General features: G+C 72.4%; 13 protein-coding genes and 1 tRNA gene. 9 read left to right on the forward strand and 5 right to left on the reverse strand.

The genetic code is table 11. The features are described from left to right. Nucleotides 1–2: 2 nt before the first annotated feature. Nucleotides 3–1,772: an MSCRAMM family protein gene (locus tag M8316_RS19005; RefSeq protein WP_250057272.1), complete on the reverse strand. Its 1,770-nt coding sequence runs from the start codon at nucleotides 1,770–1,772 to the stop codon at nucleotides 3–5. Between the two features lie 329 nt (nucleotides 1,773–2,101). Here M8316_RS19005 and topA point away from each other — a divergent pair, with 329 nt between their 5' ends. Then, entirely contained in the window at nucleotides 2,102–4,840 is a 2,739-nt protein-coding gene (topA, locus tag M8316_RS19010; protein WP_250057274.1) for a type I DNA topoisomerase, read from the forward strand. 77 nt (nucleotides 4,841–4,917) lie between these two features. After that, a complete protein-coding gene (locus M8316_RS19015) occupies nucleotides 4,918–5,367 on the forward strand; it encodes a DUF1905 domain-containing protein (RefSeq protein ID WP_250057275.1) in 450 nt (149 codons plus the stop codon). 62 nt (nucleotides 5,368–5,429) lie between these two features. On the opposite strand, the gene M8316_RS19020 is transcribed toward M8316_RS19015, so the two are convergent. Both M8316_RS19020 and M8316_RS19025 read right to left on the reverse strand, forming a co-directional pair. After that, nucleotides 5,430–5,858 (reverse strand): hypothetical protein, encoded by a 429-nt coding sequence (locus M8316_RS19020; protein ID WP_250057277.1) that lies wholly within the window; start codon nucleotides 5,856–5,858, stop codon nucleotides 5,430–5,432. Continuing rightward, the gene (locus M8316_RS19025) at nucleotides 5,855–6,343 is read right to left on the reverse strand and encodes an HIT family protein (RefSeq protein ID WP_250057279.1); all 489 of its coding nucleotides are present in this window, start codon (nucleotides 6,341–6,343) and stop codon (nucleotides 5,855–5,857) included. The genes M8316_RS19020 and M8316_RS19025 overlap by 4 nt, the downstream gene beginning before the upstream one ends. Before the next feature lie 95 nt (nucleotides 6,344–6,438). On the opposite strand from M8316_RS19025, the gene M8316_RS19030 reads away from it, so the two are divergent. From M8316_RS19030 to M8316_RS19045, 4 genes are all read left to right on the forward strand, one after another. Beyond that, nucleotides 6,439–6,987, forward strand: a complete 549-nt coding sequence (locus tag M8316_RS19030; protein ID WP_250057280.1) for an NADPH-dependent FMN reductase — start codon at nucleotides 6,439–6,441, stop codon at nucleotides 6,985–6,987. 91 nt (nucleotides 6,988–7,078) lie between these two features. Next, nucleotides 7,079–7,732: a dTMP kinase gene (tmk, locus tag M8316_RS19035; protein ID WP_250057282.1), complete on the forward strand. Its 654-nt coding sequence runs from the start codon at nucleotides 7,079–7,081 to the stop codon at nucleotides 7,730–7,732. Continuing rightward, a complete protein-coding gene (locus M8316_RS19040) occupies nucleotides 7,729–8,916 on the forward strand; it encodes a DNA polymerase III subunit delta' (RefSeq protein WP_250057284.1) in 1,188 nt (395 codons plus the stop codon). The genes tmk and M8316_RS19040 overlap by 4 nt, the downstream gene beginning before the upstream one ends. Then, entirely contained in the window at nucleotides 8,913–10,586 is a 1,674-nt protein-coding gene (locus tag M8316_RS19045; protein ID WP_250057286.1) for an alpha/beta hydrolase, read from the forward strand. The genes M8316_RS19040 and M8316_RS19045 overlap by 4 nt, the downstream gene beginning before the upstream one ends. Nucleotides 10,587–10,708: 122 nt before the next feature. Here M8316_RS19045 and M8316_RS19050 read toward each other — a convergent pair whose 3' ends face one another. After that, a complete protein-coding gene (locus M8316_RS19050; RefSeq protein ID WP_250057288.1) occupies nucleotides 10,709–11,635 on the reverse strand; it encodes a LysR family transcriptional regulator in 927 nt (308 codons plus the stop codon). A 132-nt stretch (nucleotides 11,636–11,767) separates the two neighbouring features. Between M8316_RS19050 and M8316_RS19055 the strand changes: the two genes are divergently transcribed. Together M8316_RS19055 and M8316_RS19060 are read left to right on the forward strand one after the other, a co-directional pair. Further along, nucleotides 11,768–11,929, forward strand: coding sequence for a hypothetical protein (locus M8316_RS19055; RefSeq protein ID WP_250057290.1), 162 nt, complete (start codon nucleotides 11,768–11,770; stop codon nucleotides 11,927–11,929). 127 nt (nucleotides 11,930–12,056) lie between these two features. Next, nucleotides 12,057–12,983 carry a helix-turn-helix transcriptional regulator gene (locus M8316_RS19060; RefSeq protein WP_250057292.1) on the forward strand — a complete coding sequence of 309 codons (927 nt, stop codon included), beginning with the start codon at nucleotides 12,057–12,059 and terminating at the stop codon, nucleotides 12,981–12,983. 231 nt (nucleotides 12,984–13,214) lie between these two features. Here the strand turns inward: M8316_RS19060 and M8316_RS19065 are convergent, their stop codons facing one another. Further along, nucleotides 13,215–13,736 carry a TspO/MBR family protein gene (locus M8316_RS19065; RefSeq protein ID WP_250057302.1) on the reverse strand — a complete coding sequence of 174 codons (522 nt, stop codon included), beginning with the start codon at nucleotides 13,734–13,736 and terminating at the stop codon, nucleotides 13,215–13,217. Nucleotides 13,737–13,856: 120 nt separating this feature from the next. On the opposite strand from M8316_RS19065, the gene M8316_RS19070 reads away from it, so the two are divergent. Then, nucleotides 13,857–13,932 (forward strand) — tRNA-Thr (locus tag M8316_RS19070). Nucleotides 13,933–15,462 lie beyond the last annotated feature (1,530 nt).

Genomic DNA, 15,462 nt, shown 5'->3' on the forward strand with positions numbered 1-15,462 from the left:
GCTCAGTCGACCCGGACCGCGACCTGGCGGCTCAGCGAGTGCAGGCTCCCGGGGCTGCCCAGGAACCGCGCCTGGAAGCGGTGCCGACCGCCGCTGAGGTGGTCGAGCCGCACCCGGGCCACGCCCTGCGACCCGACCTCGACGGTGCCCACCGGCACCCCGCGGTCGAGGAAGCGGACGCGGCCGGAGAAGGCGTCGGCGTCGGAGAGGGCGCTGATCCGCACCCGCGCCACGACCCGCACCGACCGCCCCCGGGTGCCGCGCACCCAGCGGACCCGGACGGCGGTCCTCGTCGGTGCGGCCACCTGCACGTCGGCACCCGCGTCGGTGCCGACGGTGGACAGCGTGCCCGCCGCGTCCAGGGACGAGGGTCGCTGGCCGCCCACCCACGACCACGTGCGCGGCCGCGCGGTCACCTCGACCCGCAGCGCCCACCACCCGTCGGGCAGCCCGGCGAGCGTGTAGCGGCCCTCGGCATCGGTGGTCACCGTCGCGGGCACCTCGCCCGCGGGCCGACGCAGGGCGCCCGCGCGCCACTGCCAGAGCGAGAGGCGGACGCCGGCGGCCGGGCCGTCCGGCCCCGTGACGACGCCGCTCAGCGTGCGAGCGCCGGACTCGAGTCCACCGGCCACGAGGTCGCCGGTGTCGACGTCGGCATCGTCCACGCGGAAGGCGGTGTTCTCGGCCGCGTCCACGGCGGCGCCCCAGGCCACGAGGGTCTCGGTCTGGCCGTCGCCGGGCAGGTCCTCCACCGTGACCAGGTAGGAGGCGCCGGCGGGCACCTGGCGCGAGAACCGGCCCTCGGCGTCCGTGTGCGTGGTCAGCCACGTGAAGCGGCCCCACGGCACCCCGAAGGCGGGCTGGAGGACCACGTCGGCGCCGGCCAGCGGCGAGCCGTCCGGCAGGACGACTCGCCCGGTCAGCATCCGGGTGCTGGCGGCCTCGAGGCCCACCGCACCCACGCGCAGGACGCCGGAGGCGGGGCTGTGCAGGTCGAGCAGGGTCGGGTCCCAGGCGGCCCCGACCGGGTTGCCGGCGGCGTCGGCGGGCGTGTTGACCGAGACGGTGACGTCGCGGTCGGGGCGCACGCGCAGGCGCCAGCAGCCGCTCTCGTCGGTCGTGGTGGTGCTCAGCCGGGAGACGTCGTCCACCTCGTGGACCGCCACCGGCAGGCCGGCGATCGGCGCGCCGGAGGCGTCCAGGGCCCGCCCCGACAGGGTGACGCGCCCGGCGGCGGCCGCGAGCGGGACGTCGAGCCGGGTGCGGGTGTGGGCGGCCACGCGGGCCACGCCGGCGTCCCGCTTGCCGGTGGGTCGGGCGCTGCCGCTCACGGCGTCGGCGAGGCCGTCGTCGGAGCGCAGGACGGCGTAGTAGCGGCCGGGCCGGGAGAGGGCCACGCGCCGCACCACCGACGTGGCGGAGGCGACGCTGACCGGGACGGTGTCCGCCAGCGCCTCGAACCGCCCGTCGAGGGCGTTCCAGCGGTACAGGCGCAGGGTGCCGGACCCGGTCACCGGGGTGCCGTCCGCCGAGGTCAGGCGCAGGGCGAGCACGGTGCCCGCGGTCGTCCGGTCGGCCGTCTCCTCCGCGGACGCCGGGGTGCCGGCCGCCACGGTGACCCCGGCCGCGGCCACGAGGGCCACGAGGCCGCCGAGCAGGGCGGCGCGCAGGGTGGAGCGCAGGCCGGGTCGCAGGCCGCTGGCGAAGGTCGCGACGACGCGGTGCTGGCGGGTCCCGGAGCCGGTGTCGGGGCAGCTGTCGGGCGCGTGCATGGGAGCCTCCTCGTCCTCGCGGAGCACCGTCACGGAGCACTGTCCGTGAGGGCGTCCCCGGACGCAGCACGAGACGATCGACTTACCCAACCTGGGGCACGCGGAGCGGTCTCGGCGGGCCCGGCCGGAGGTGGTCGGACGGGGCGTGGCGACGGTCACGCGGACGGGCCCCGGCGGAGCGTGCGGGGACGCGCCGCAACGTTCCCGCAACCCGGTCACACCTGGTGTTGTCCGTGGCACGCGCTACGGTGACCCCGCCGGAGCGCGCCCTGAGGACCCGGCCCCCTGCCGTCGTCCGCGCCTCCCCACCCCTCGAAGGAAGCAGGTCCGTGGCACACAAGCTGGTCATCGTCGAGTCGCCCACGAAGGCCCAGAAGATCGGGGACTACCTCGGCCAGGGCTACGTCGTGGAGTCCTCGCGCGGCCACGTGCGGGACCTGCCGCAGTCGGCGGCGGACACCCCGGCCAAGATCAAGGAGCAGCCCTGGGGCCGCCTGGCCGTGGACGTCGACCACGGCTTCGAGCCCTACTACGTGGTGCCGCGGGACAAGAAGTCCCACATGACGCACCTCAAGAGCCTGCTCAAGGACGCCGACGAGCTCTTCCTCGCCACCGATGAGGACCGCGAGGGCGAGGCCATCGCGTGGCACCTGCTGGACGAGCTGAAGCCGAAGAACATCCCCGTGAAGCGGATGGTCTTCCACGAGATCACCAAGCAGGCGATCCTCGACGCCGCCGCGAACCCCCGCGAGCTGGCGATGGACCTCGTCGAGGCCCAGGAGACCCGCCGCATCCTCGACCGGCTCTACGGCTACGAGGTCTCGCCCGTGCTGTGGAAGAAGGTCATGTCCGGCCTGTCCGCAGGTCGGGTGCAGTCGGTGGCCACCCGCCTGGTCGTCGACCGCGAGCGCGAGCGGATCGCCTTCCGCAAGGCCACCTACTGGGACCTCGAGGGCACCTTCGACGCCGGCGCCGACCACGACCCGCGGATGTTCCCGGCACGGCTGCACACCGTCGACGACGTCCGCGTCGCCCGCGGCACCGACTTCGGCCAGGACGGCGTCCTCAAGAAGAACGCGAACGTCGTCCACCTCGACCGCGCCCGGGCCGAGGCCCTGGTCTCGGGGCTCTCGGACGCCACGTTCTCGGTGCGCTCGGTGGAGTCCAAGCCGTACAAGCGCTCCCCGTACGCGCCGTTCCGCACCACCACGCTCCAGCAGGAGGCGAGCCGCAAGCTCGGCATGAGCGCCTCCACCACGATGTCGGTGGCGCAGCGGCTGTACGAGAACGGCTTCATCACCTACATGCGTACGGACTCCTCGACGCTGTCGGGCGACGCGATCAACGCGGCCCGCTCGCAGATCGCGGAGCTCTACGGCGCCGAGTACGTGCCCGACGCGCCGCGCACCTACGCCGGCAAGGTGAAGAACGCGCAGGAGGCCCACGAGGCGATCCGGCCCGCGGGCGACACCTTCCGCCGACCCGGCGCCACCGGCCTCACCGGTGACCAGTACCGGCTCTACGAGCTGATCTGGCAGCGCACGGTCGCCTCGCAGATGAAGGACGCGGTGGGCAACACCGTCACCGTCCGGCTCGGCGGCGCCGCGGCCACCGGCGAGGACGTCGTCTTCACCTCGTCCGGCCGCACCATCACCTTCCACGGCTTCCTCAAGGCCTACGTCGAGGGCACCGACCACGGCGGCGCCTCCGACGACGCCGAGACCCGGCTGCCGCGCCTGTCCGAGGGCGACGCGCTGACCGCGGCGAGCCTGTCCGCCGACGGGCACGAGACGAAGCCGCCGGCTCGGTTCACCGAGGCGACGCTCGTCAAGGAGCTGGAGGAGCGGGAGATCGGCCGCCCGTCCACCTACGCCTCGATCATCAAGACCATTACCGACCGCGGCTACGTCTACCGCAAGGGCACCGCCCTGGTGCCGGCGTGGCTGGCGTTCTCGGTGACGCGGCTGCTGGAGGAGCACTTCCCCCGCCAGATCGACTACGAGTTCACGGCCCAGATGGAGGACGTGCTCGACGAGATCGCCGCCGGTCGCAAGGCCCGCGCCGAGGAGCTGGCCGAGTTCTACTTCGGCACCAACGCCAACGAGGGCCTGAAGAAGCTCGTGGACGAGCTGGGCGACATCGACGCCCGCGAGCTCGCCACGTTCCCGGTCGGTGGCCCGGACTCGGGCATCCACCTGCGGGTGGGGCGCTACGGCCCCTACCTGGAGGGCCCGGACGACGAGGGCAACCCCACGGGCAAGCGCGCCAACGTGCCCGACGACCTGCCGCCCGACGAGCTGACCCTGGAGAAGGCCACCGAGCTCTTCGCCAACCCGGCCGGCGAGGAGATCGAGCTCGGCAACCACCCGGACACCGGCCTCAAGATCGTCGCCAAGAACGGCCGCTTCGGTCCGTACGTCACCGAGCTGCTGCCGGAGGACGCCCCCAAGTCGGCCAAGCCGCGCACCGGCTCGCTGTTCAAGTCGATGACGCTGGACTCGATCACCCTCGAGCAGGCGCTGAAGCTGCTGAGCCTGCCCCGCGTGGTCGGCGCCGGCGCCGACGGCGAGGAGATCACCGCGCAGAACGGCCGCTACGGGCCGTACCTGAAGAAGGGCGCGGACTCCCGCTCGCTGGCCAGCGAGGACCAGCTCTTCACGGTGACCCTCGAGGAGGCCGAGAAGATCTACGCCCAGCCCAAGCAGCGTGGACGCGCCGCCGCGGCACCGCCGCTGAAGGAGCTCGGCCCCGACCCGGTCTCCGGCAACCCGGTGGTCGTGAAGGCGGGCCGGTTCGGCGAGTACGTCACCGACGGCGAGTACAACGCCACCCTGCGCAAGGACGACTCGGTCGAGGCCATCACCATCGCCCGCGCCGCCGAGCTGCTGGCCGAGCGACGTGAGCGTGGCCCGGCCAAGAAGGGCGCCAAGAAGGGCGCGGCCAAGAAGGCCGCCCCCGCCAAGAAGACGGCCGCGAAGAAGACGGCGGCCAAGAAGACGGCCGCGAAGAAGACCACTGCCAAGTCCAGCGCGAAGAAGACCACCAAGGCCGCGGCCAAGAAGAGCTGACCGCAGTCGACACCGGTCGCCCGTCGCCCTCGTGGCTGCGGGCGACCTGTGCGTCCGGAGCCCCTACGCTTCTGCCCGTGAGCGAGCTGCACCTGCGGGTGACCCTCGAGAAGCGCGGCCCGGCCGCGGCCGTCGTCCTCACCGACGAGCAGGTCGCGACGCTGGGCGAGGGCAAGAAGGCCTTCCCGGTCACCGCCACGGTCGCCGGCCACACCTTCCCCGGCCGCGTCGCGCGCATGGGCGGGGAGAACCTCGTGGGGCTCAACAAGGCGGTGCGGACGGCGGCGGGCGTCGAGGCCGGTGACGAGGTGGACGTCGTCCTGGTCACCGAGTCCGCCCCGCGCACCGTCGAGGTGCCGGACGAGGTCGCCGCCGTGCTCGCCGAGGCCGGTCTGCGCGAGGCGTTCGACGGCCTCGCGCCGTCGCGGCGCAAGGAGCTGGTCCGGTGGGCCGGTGACGCGAAGAAGGAGGAGACGCGGCTGCGGCGGCTCGAGCAGCTGCCCGAGAAGGTGCGCGCGCTGCTCTGAGCCTCGGCGCGCGGACGACGGGCGGCTGAGGGGCGGTGCCGCCGGCCGCCGGCCGATCCGGCTCAGCCCACGACCCGCACGTCGACGGACGTACTGTCGTCCGCCACGAGGCGCGCCCGCCCCGGGGTGACGCCGTTGGGCCAGGTGACGTCCCAGGTGACGGCACCCGACGCGTCCGCGTCGGCCGTCCCCAGGGGGTAGCGCGACCCGTCCTGCACCAGCACGAGGTCGACGGCGACGAGCGGGACGACCGGCTCCGGCTCCTCGCTCGTGCAGCCGAAGGCGTCCCCGCCACCGCCGTCGTCGCAGCCGTCCACGAACGCCTGGCCGGTCACGGTGCCGGGGTCGCCGGCGACCACGCGCACCCGGTCCAGCGAGGGCCCGGCGCACGACGCCGACGCGGCGCCGCCGGCCGGCGGGACGAAGGAGGCACCGAGCAGCCCGGCGAGCAGGAGCAGGGGCAGGACGCGGGTGCGCGGCGAATGGCTCACGGCTCTGGGACGCCGACGACGCCGGAGAGGTTCCCCTCGGCGTCGTCGAGGGCCGCGGCCAGCCGCTCGGCGAGCGCGTCGCGGACGTCGGCCGGCACGGCGAGGTCCTCGCCCACCCCCAGCCAGCCGAGGACCGCGGGGCCCTTGCGCTCGTCCGGCGGGTCGGGCATCCGCGGCACGAGGTGCACGTGCAGGTGGGCGAACCCGGGCGCCTCGGAGAACTGCATGACGTAGGTCTTCCGCGCCCCGACCACCAGCCGCAGCGCGGCGGTGAGGCGCCCCTGGAGCACGCCCATCTCGGCGAGCGCGGCCTCGGGGAGCTCGTCGAGGGCCAGGACGTGGCGGCGCGGCACCATCACCAGCCAGCCGGGCACGGCCGTGTCGAAGGCGTGCGCGACGCGCCAGTGCTCGGTGAGCAGCACCCGCTCGCGGACGGGCAGGTCGTCGACGCGGGCCTCGTTCTCGCAGTTCCAACAGTCGTCCACGGCCTCAGTCTGGTGCCGTCGTCCGTGTCTGGAACACCCCGCTCCGGGGAATGGTTGAAACGAGAACCACACCCGGAGCAACGAGGAGCAGCAGCATGAGGATCGGTGTCGTCGTCGGATCGGTGCGCAAGGGGCGTCGCGGTGAGTCCGTGGCCGCCTGGGTCGCGGACGCGGCCAAGCAGCGTGACGGGGTCGAGGTCTCCATCGTCGACCTGGCCGAGTTCGGTGTGCCGATCCTGGACGCCGAGACCCTGCCGATGCTGGCGGGCAAGGCCTACGAGGACGCCGGCACCCAGGCGTGGTCGGACGCGATCGACGAGTGCGACGCCTACGTGTTCGTCACCCCCGAGTACAACCACGGCGTGCCCGGCGCCTTCAAGAACGCCGTCGACAGCCTGGGCCCGGAGTGGGTCGGCAAGACCGTCGCGTTCGTCTCCTACGGGGCAGACGGGGGCGTGCGGGCCACCGAGCAGTGGCGCCAGATCATGGTGAACTTCCAGATGTACGACGTGCGCGGTTTCGTCGCGCTGGGCCTGTTCAGCGACTTCGACGAGTCCGGGTTCGCCCCGCTGGAGCGCCGCACCGGCGAGCTCGAGGCCATGCTCGACCAGCTCACCTCGCTCACCGAGAAGCTGGCCGCCTGAGGCGCCCGGGGCGGGGCGGCGAGCGACCGGTCGGCCAGGTGACGGACACCTGGTTACCGCGGTGTCGGTGTCGCCCCGTACCTTCGACGCCGTGACCTGGCCCGGCCGCTACACCGACACCGGCGTCTTCGTCTGCTTCGAGGGCGGCGACGGCGCGGGCAAGAGCACGCAGTCGGCACTGTTGGAGTCCTGGCTCCTCGAGGCCGGTCACGAGGTCGTCCTCACCCGCGAGCCGGGGGGCACGGACGTCGGCGTGGAGCTGCGCCGCATCGTCCTCTCGCCCGAGACCGGTGACCTCTCGCCCCGCACCGAGATGCTGATCTACGCCGCGGACAAGGCCGAGCACGTCGACCACCTGGTCCTCCCGGCACTGGCCCGGGGCGCCGTGGTGGTCACCGACCGCTACGTCGACTCCACGCTGGCCTACCAGGGCGCCGGCCGCACCCTGGCCACCGACGAGGTCGAGCACGTCGCCCGCTGGGCCACGGGCGACCTGCGGCCCCACCTCACCGTCGTCCTCGACCTCGAGCCGGACGCGGGCCTGGCTCGCTTCGAGACCCGGGACCGGATCGAGGGGGAGTCGCTGGAGTTCCACACCCGGGTCGCCGCGGCCTTCCGGGCCATGGCCGCCGCGGACCCGGAGCACTACCTGGTCGTCGACGCCCGCGCCCCGCGCGAGGAGATCGCGGCCGCCGTGCGGGCCCGCGTCGCGCCGCTGCTGCCGCAGGCGGTGGCCGCGGAGTGACCACCACCCCCGCCCCCGCGCGGCACGGCGTCTGGGCCGACCTCGTGGGCCAGCACCGCGTCACCGGCACGCTCGCCGCCGCCGCGTCCGGCAAGGGCATGACCCACGCCTTCCTGTTCACGGGCCCACCCGGCTCGGGCCGGTCGAACGCCGCCATGGCCTTCGCCGCCGCTCTGCAGTGCGAGCGCGGCCCCGGCCGGGAGGCCGGCTGCGGGCAGTGCCAGGCGTGCCGCACCGTGCTGGCCGGCTCGCACCCCGACGTGACGCGCGTGCGCACCGACTCGGTGCAGTTCCTCGTCCGCGACGCCCGCGACATGGTGCGCAAGGCGGCGATGAGCCCGGTCACCGGCCGCTGGCAGGTCATCGTCGTGGAGGACGCCGACCGGTTCAACGAGTCCTCGGGCAACGCGGTGCTCAAGGCCGTGGAGGAGCCCGGCCCGCGCACGGTCTGGCTGCTGTGCGCCCCCACGGTCGAGGACGTCCTGCCGACCATCCGCTCGCGCTGCCGCCTGGTCACGCTGGCCACCCCGTCGGCCCCCGAGGTCGCCGAGTTCCTCGTGCGCACCGCGGGCGTCCCCGACGGCCTCGCCGCCTACGCGGCCCGTGCGAGCCAGGGCCACATCGGCCGGGCCAAGGCCCTCGCGCTGGACGAGGCGACCCGCAACCGCCGCCGCGAGGTGGTGAAGTACCCCCGCCGCCTCACCGGCATCGGCGCGGCCATGACCGCCGCGGCCAACCTCGCCGAGGTCGCCAAGGAAGAGGCCGACGCGATCACCTCCGAGCAGGACGCCCGCGAGAAGGCGGACCTCGACCAGGCCTTCGGCTACGAGGACAAGGGACGCCGGCACCGCGAGTACGCCTCGGCGCTCAAGGACATGACCGAGAACCAGAAGCGCCGAGCGCGGCGCCGCGTCCTCGACGTCGTGGACCGCTCCCTGATGGACCTGGTCTCGGTCTACCGCGACGCGATCGCGCTGGCCGTCGGCGCCCCGGGCGCCCTCGTCAACGAGGAGATCCGCGACGAGATCGAGGAGGTCGTCCGCGCCTCCACCCCCGAGCTGAACCTGCAGCGGATCGAGTGGGTCTTCGCTGCCCGCGAGCAGATGATGGAGTTCAACGTGCCGCCTGCCCTGGCCCTGGAGTCGATGATGGTCGCCCTGCGCGTGCCGGAGGCGCTGCGTTGAGCGGCCCCGAGCTGCCCCCGGAGCTGCGCGGCGCCTACGACACCCCCCAGCCGGACCCCTCCGCGCGGCGCAGCGGGGTGTCCACCGGCACCCGGGTGCTCGCCATCGTCATCGCGGCGGCCGTGGTGCTGGCCGCGGCCGGCGCCGGCCTCGCCGCGGGGCTGGGGCTGCTCGGCGGCTCCGACGACAGCAGGGGCACGGACGCCGGCGGCGTGACCGCGCCGGCGAGCCCCGCCGAGCCGGAGGAGGGCGCGACCGACGCCCCCAGCGAGGGCCTGGCGCCGTACTACTCCCAGAGCATCGACTGGGCCGACTGCGGCGACGGCTCCGGCAACCTCTGCGGCACGCTCGAGGTGCCCGTCGACTACGCGGACCCGAGCGGGGACAGCATCGAGGTCGCGGTGCTCAAGGTGCCGGCACCGGCCGACAGCCGCATCGGCAGCCTCGTGGTCAACCCCGGTGGTCCGGGAGCGCCGGGCACCTCCTACGCGGCCGCCGGCACCAACGTCTTCCGTCCGCAGCTGATGGACGCCTACGACCTCGTCGGGTTCGACCCCCGCGGCACCGGCAGCTCCGACCCGGTCGACTGCGTCTCCGACTCCGAGCTCGACGACTTCCTGGCCATGGACCCCGACCCGGACACCGACGCCGAGGCCCAGGCCTCGGTGGACGCGCTGGAGGACTTCTTCGCCGGGTGCGTGCAGAACTCCGACTCGCTGGTCGGCCACGTCACCACGGTCGAGACCGCGCGGGACATGGACGTCCTGCGTGCGGCGCTGGGCGAGTCCACGCTGGACTACCTGGGTGCCTCCTACGGCACCAAGCTGGGCGCCACCTACGCCGAGCTCTTCCCCGAGCGGGTCGGGCGCTTCGTCCTCGACGGGGCCGTGGACGTGTCGCTGAGCAGCCGCGAGCTGTCGCTGGGGCAGGCCGAGGGCTTCGAGCGGGCGCTGACGGCCTACGTCACCGACTGCGTCGAGAACGCCTCCGGGTGCTTCCTCGGCGACACGGTGGACGAGGGTCTCCAGCGGATCGCGGACTTCCTCGCCGAGACGGACCAGAACCCCCTGCCGACGCAGGACGGCCGCACCCTCACGGAGGGCAACGCGTTCTACGGCATCATCACCCCGCTCTACGTCAGCGACTACTGGTACCTGCTCACGCAGGGCCTGCAGTCGGCGTTCCAGGGCGACGGCACCACGCTGATGCTGCTCGCGGACGCCTACGCCAGCCGCAACACCGACGGCACCTACGCCGACAACTCCGCCGAGGCGATCTACGCGATCAACTGCCTCGACGACCCGGCCAGCGAGCCGGTCTCGGCGATCCCGGGCGAGATGAGCGACTTCCTGGAGGCCTCGCCCACGCTCGGCCAGGTCTTCGCCTGGGGCATGCTCGGCTGCCAGGGCGTCCAGGTGACGGCGTCCGAGGAGGCACCGGAGATCGACGGCGCCGGTGCGGCACCGATCCTGGTCGTCGGCACCACCCGCGACCCGGCGACGCCGTACGAGTGGGCGCAGGCGCTGGCCGACGAGCTGGAGTCCGGCGTGCTGCTGACCCGCGACGGCGACGGGCACACGGCCTACAACTCCGGCAACGACTGCATCGACACCACCATCGAGGACTACCTGATCGACGGTGTCGTCCCCGACGACGGCACCACCTGCTGACCAGCGCCCACCGGTGATCGAGGTGCGAGGAGCGCCGGCAGCCCACCGGTGATCGAGGTGCGAGGAGCGCAAGCGACGAGCCACGAGATCCCCGCACCCGACCGCCGACCGTGGCCGCGCGCCTACCGCCGGTTGATCGGCTCCGCGACGGACCTGATCCGCTCGGTGGCCAGCTCGATCATCAGCCGGGCCGCGGGGGAGAGCACGGCGCCGGTGCGGTGCACGACCGCGAAGGTGTCGAACTGCCGCGGACGCAGGGCCACGACGCCGGCGTTCGGGGCGAGCCGCGGCAGCAGCTGGTCGGCGGCGCCACGCGGGATGACGGAGTCGGCCAGGCCCATGCCGACGAGCTCGACGGCGGTCTCGATGTCCTCGACCTCGATCTTGCTGCGCGGGTTGCGCCCGGTCTCGGCGAGCATCTGCCGCAGCGTGGTGCGGGTGGAGTCCACCTCGGCCCACGTGGTCTCCGGCATGACCAGGGTGGCGAGCGAGAGCCGGTGCGGGGTGACGGGCGTGGCCAGGTGCGCCGGGTCGGCGCTGATGTAGACGAGCTCCTCGCGAGCCACGGGCGTGACCGTCAGCCCGTCGGCGTTGACGGAGGAGACGGCGAGCATGGCGGCCTCGAGCCGGCCACGTCGCAGGTCCTCGGCGACGGCGGTGGAGTTCTGGCCCACGAGCTCGACGTTGACGCCGGGGTACCGGGCCAGCACGTCGGCGATGAGTCCGGCGCCCGCGTACAGCCGGGCGATGCCGAACATGCCGAACCGGATGGTGCCGGTCTCGAAGGAGCGCACGCTCGCCACGGCCTGCCGGGCCTCCTCCACCTCCGCCAGCACGCGCTCGGCGTGAGGGCGCAGGGTGTCGGCGACGGTGGTGGGGACGACGCCGCGACCGACGCGGCGGAACAGCTGCACGTCGAGGGACTTCTCCAGCGCCCTGATCTGCTCGGACACGCTCGGCTGGGCGTACCCGAGCGCCTGCGCGGCAGCGGTCAGCGACCCGTGCTCGTAGGTCGCCAGGAAGCAGGTCAGCTGGTGCAGCGACAGCATGTGACGTGGGTCTCCTCGAACCATAGGTCAAGCCTTGGGAAGCGGCTGGAAAGTAAGGCTACCCCTGTGCCATGCGGTCTCTCACAATGGAGATGTCACCGACGTCGATCCGTATCCCGGGAGGTACCCCGCATGTTCGTCCACCACTGCTCCGCCTGCGCCAAGGACCAGCTGATCTTCCCGAGCATGCTCTCGGGCGTCCGCACCACCGACCTCGGCACCGAGGTCACGTTCGAGTGCTGGTGCGGCTCGCTCCAGGTCGCCGGCGCCGGCCACGTCCTGGCCACCGCCTGAGCCTGCTCGACACGCAGCCCGAGCCCGCCCGACCTCACCGGTCGAGGCGGGCTCGTCGCGTTCCGGAGGGGGAGCGGGGTTCCGGCAGCACCTGCCACCGGGTGGAGGCCGGGCCTACCGTGGAGGGGTGAAGCCCGACAAGTCCGAGGTCCGCGACTTCCTCGTCAGCCGCCGCGCGAAGGTGACGCCCGAGCAGGCCGGCCTGAGCCACTACGGCGGCAACCGCCGTGTGCCCGGCCTGCGCCGGGAGGAGGTCGCGCTGCTGGCGGGCGTCAGCATCGACTACTACACGAAGCTGGAGAAGGGGAACCTCTCCGGCGTCTCGGACTCCGTGCTGCACTCCGTCGCGCAGGCGCTCCAGCTGGACGACGCGGAGCGCTCGCACCTGATCGACCTGGCGCGCTCGGCCAACACCTCGCCGGCGCGGTCCACGAGGCGGCCGACCCGGAGGACGGTGCGCGCCGGGCTGCAGATGGTCCTCGACCAGATGCCCGGCATGCCCGCCTTCGTCACGAACGGGCGGATGGAGGTGCTCGCCTGGAACGCGCTCGGGGACGCCATGCATTCCGGTCTGTTCACCCGCGAGCTGGCCGCGGGCCGCACGCCCAGCTTCGCCCGGTTCAACGCCCTGGACGAGGCGTCCCAGCACTTCTACGTCGACTGGGAGAAGGCGATCGCGACGACCGCGTCCATGCTGCGCACCGAGGTCGGGCGCTGCCCGGGCGATCCGAGCCTCTCGGCTCTCATCGGCGAGCTCTGCACCCGCAGCGACGCCTTCGCCACCCAGTGGGCCCGCCACGACGTCCGCATCCACCGCTCCGGGCTCAAGCACTTCGTGCACCCCGACGTCGGTGAGCTCGCGCTGCACTACGAGGTGCTGCCGGTGCTCGCGGACGAGGGTCAGGCGATCACGGTCTACGCCGCCGAGGTCGGTAGCCCCACCCACGAGAAGCTCCAGCTGCTGGCCTCGATGTCGGCCACGCAGCGCGCCGAGCGCATCGGGCTGCACGTCGAGGACGGCGCCGCCGACCCCGAGGACGAGCACACCTTCTGAGGCGCCGACCGCCCGGCGGTCGGGGTTCCCTGGTGGTCGAGGTGCGAGGAGCGTCAGCCCGGGCCGGTGGTCGAGGTGCGAGGAGCGCCAGCCCGGGCCGGTGGTCGAGGTGCGAGGAGCGCCAGCCCGGGCCGGTGGTCGAGGTGCGAGGAGCGCCAGCCCGGGCCGGTGGTCGAGGTGCGAGGAGCGCCAGCGACGAGCCACGAGACCGCCGCACCACCACGCCCGCGATCAGCGGTTCAGCCACCAGATGGCAGCATTGAGGCAGGTCGCGAAGGCGACCCACGCCAGGTACGGCACCAGCAGGACGCCGGCAGCGCGCTCACGCTGCCAGGCCAGCCCCACCGTGACGGCCAGCGTGCCGAGCAGCACCACGATCTCGACCAGGGCCCAGCCGTAGAGTCCGCCCGCGAAGAACAGTGGCGTCCAGCAGGCGTTGAGCACCAGCTGGAGCGCGAAGACGGCCAGGAACCGGTCGGCGCCGTGCCGACGCCACACCAGCCACCCGGCGACGGCCATGAGCGCGTAGAGGACGGTCCACACGGGTCCGAACAGCCACGACGGCGGCGCCCAGGACGGCTGCTCGAGCGCCGCGTAATCAGCCGCCGCGCTGCTCGCCGCCAGGCCGCCGACGCCGGCGGCCACGGCGACAGCCACCAGGAACGCGGCCAGGCCCGCGGCCTGGACGCCCCGGCCGGGCGTGGACCGTCCCGCAGGGTCCGAGGTCGTGCGTGAGGCCTGCTGCGTGGTCATGCCTCCACGGTGCCCCGCCTGCGCACGAGCCCGTCCACCCCAGCGGGTAGCGCCGTTTTCGCGGGGAGCGCGGCGTCTCCCTATACTCGCTGCGGTCGCGACGGCTTCGCCGCGTGATGCGCCGCCTTAGCTCAGTCGGCAGAGCGATTCACTCGTAATGAATAGGTCGTCGGTTCGATTCCGACAGGCGGCTCCACCAGACAGCCCCTGCCTGCAGCGATGCAGGCAGGGGCTGTCGGCTTCCCAGAGTGAGATGGCCCGATTGACTGGTGTGCGACACGTCTCAGCGACATCCGGTGCGCAGATCTGCCCTCTGACGTGCGGTTTCGACGCGGTCGGCCGAGATCACGGATACCTCCGAGTCGAGCCATGGCCGCCTTTCAGGAGTCGAGGCTCACGGCTCGAGGGCTGGAGCTGCCTGGTTCGTAGGCGTGCCCCAGCCGTCTCAATCGTGCCGACTACGGTGCGATGTCAATGTGTCCCTCCAACGGGCGCGATGCCCGCCCAAGTTCGGCCGAGAAGGGCGTGCGGGAGACGGGACTCCGCCTCATCGCGGGGTTCGCGAGGGAGAGGTGCGTCGCGGAGCATCAATCGGGCGTGACTTGAACGCTGGGACGGGTGCGAGGGCTCCAAGGTTCGTCTGGCCGTCGATGTCTAGATCGGTCAATGCTCTTGCACGGATGCTGAGCTCGGATGTTATGCGTTCCCATGCTGGCCGCAGGGAGCGCCGAAGAGCAGCATCGTCATCCCCGGCGGAGGCTCGTCGAACGCTGTCGACCCATCGTGGGGCTCGATTCTTGAGTCTTGCGTACATTGATTGACGGGTGACGCCAGCAGCGAGAGCGAGGCTCTCCCACGTCGTGCCATCCTCACGGAGGACCGCCACAAGCCCGGCTTCGATCCGATCGAGGTCGTCACGGACCGTGCGGAGTCGTTCGAGATGCGACGTCGTGGGCTTGGAGATCAGCTCCAGCGTCGTGTGGGCGGTCTCCGCAATCTCTCGAAAGAGTGCTGTCTGAAGAACGTACTGCTCCGGCATTGATAGACCCCGCTTGCTTGTCAGGACGACACTGCGCTCATGGGCGCCTTGGCTAACCATTTTCGCACTCAAGCATCGGGATCATGGGCGCATCGAGCCGAGTGTTGGGGGGTCGCCATGAGCGTCTCGCAAGTGTTGCTTTCTCGCGAGTGGCACAGTCAGATCAGTCTGCTCGCGGCACCGATGCCGTCTGTCGCCCTCGTTCTCATGGGGGTGCCTGTGTGGTTGGCGGCGCCTGTCGTTCTGATCTCGGCCCTGGTTGCATTACGCCCAGTGCAGTACCTCGCTTTGCGGTTCGCTTTACGAGCAACGGGGGCGTCTGATGATGAGGCTCGTGAGTGGGCGTTTCGCGTCATCTATTACAGGAACTCACCCGACCCGACCCTGAAGGCAGTCGAGCGACGAGCTCGTGGGTTGTCCCAAGCTACGACGAACGTCGAGTCAATCAATCTTGGGAGCGACCAGGTGAAGGTTGCTGACAGTGCCGAAAGTGAGGAGTCCGCCTAGCGGCTACTAGACAATCCTTTAGGGGCGGCGTCCGGCCAGACTCGGTTCAAGGTTGACGACGACGCTCCAATCTGGGGCCAGAACGACGGTCGAAAACGGGGCCACCCAGACAGATTGGATGGGTGATCTCGATGGAGGATTGGGCTCTGATCCGGAGGCTTGTCGCGGACGGTGTCCCGC

The organism is Nocardioides bruguierae (assembly GCF_023554635.1).
Classification (GTDB): Bacteria; Actinomycetota; Actinomycetes; order Propionibacteriales; family Nocardioidaceae; genus Nocardioides; species Nocardioides bruguierae.

What these genes read in the sequence shown, in the direction of transcription:
- M8316_RS19005 (WP_250057272.1), bottom strand. Translation starts at nt 1,772, where the DNA reads ATGCACGCGCCCGACAGCTGCCCCGACACCGGCTCCGGGACCCGCCAG.
- M8316_RS19030 (WP_250057280.1), top strand. Translation starts at nt 6,439, where the DNA reads ATGAGGATCGGTGTCGTCGTCGGATCGGTGCGCAAGGGGCGTCGCGGT.
- M8316_RS19050 (WP_250057288.1), bottom strand. Translation starts at nt 11,635, where the DNA reads ATGCTGTCGCTGCACCAGCTGACCTGCTTCCTGGCGACCTACGAGCAC.
- M8316_RS19055 (WP_250057290.1), top strand. Translation starts at nt 11,768, where the DNA reads ATGTTCGTCCACCACTGCTCCGCCTGCGCCAAGGACCAGCTGATCTTC.
- M8316_RS19065 (WP_250057302.1), bottom strand. Translation starts at nt 13,736, where the DNA reads ATGACCACGCAGCAGGCCTCACGCACGACCTCGGACCCTGCGGGACGG.